The following is a 574-nucleotide window of genomic DNA, read 5'->3' as shown; positions in this document are numbered from 1 at the left end:
CAGGTCCCGGGGTCGATGCGCCGTTCGCCGTCGTGGTCCGCCGCCTCGCCCAGCAGGCGCTTCAGCGCGGGCTGCAGCGCAAGCGCGGCCGGCGACGGCACCAGGCCCTGGCTGCCGCGCGCCAGCAGCGGATCGCGCAGCAGCGCGCGCAGCCGCCCGAGCGCACGGCTCATCGCCGGCTGGCTCATGTTTGCCGCCTCCGCGGCGGCGGTGACGCTGCGGAGCTCGATCAGGAGGTCGAGCAGCACGAGCAGGTTCAAGTCCACGCCGCGTAAATTCACTTCGCGCATGGAGCCAATATCAAACATGCAGTGGAGTAATGCCAGCGCGGCGGCCAGCTTGGCCGGCACCGCGGCGCCCCGCCGCCCCTGCACAGGAGAGACGCCATGCTCGCCCTCATCGGCATCACCGGCCAGACCGGCTCCGCCGCCGCCGCCACCCTGCTCCGCCAGGGCCACCGCCTGCGCGCCCTGGTGCGCGATCCCGCGCGCGCCGCGGCCTGGGCCAGGCAGGGCGTGGCGCTGGAGGCGGGCGACGTCACCGACCCCGACGCGCTGCGCCGCAGCTTCGACGG

General features: G+C 74.9%; 2 protein-coding genes. One reads left to right on the top strand and one right to left on the bottom strand.

Annotated features, from left to right (window positions below; genetic code table 11):
- The coding region (locus L2I40_RS24260) for a helix-turn-helix domain-containing protein (RefSeq protein ID WP_237217884.1) at positions 1-350 on the bottom strand (350 nt) is incomplete at its 3' end.
- 36 nt (positions 351-386) lie between these two features.
- On the opposite strand from L2I40_RS24260, the gene L2I40_RS24255 reads away from it, so the two are divergent.
- On the top strand, positions 387-574 hold a 188-nt coding region (locus L2I40_RS24255; protein WP_237217883.1), incomplete at its 3' end, for an NAD(P)H-binding protein.

The sequence above is a fragment of the Falsiroseomonas oryziterrae genome, assembly GCF_021864505.1.
Taxonomy (GTDB): Bacteria; Pseudomonadota; Alphaproteobacteria; order Acetobacterales; family Acetobacteraceae; genus Falsiroseomonas; species Falsiroseomonas oryziterrae.
The sequence above is the reverse complement of the archived record's forward strand: the minus strand, read 5'-3'. Positions and strand labels throughout refer to the sequence as shown.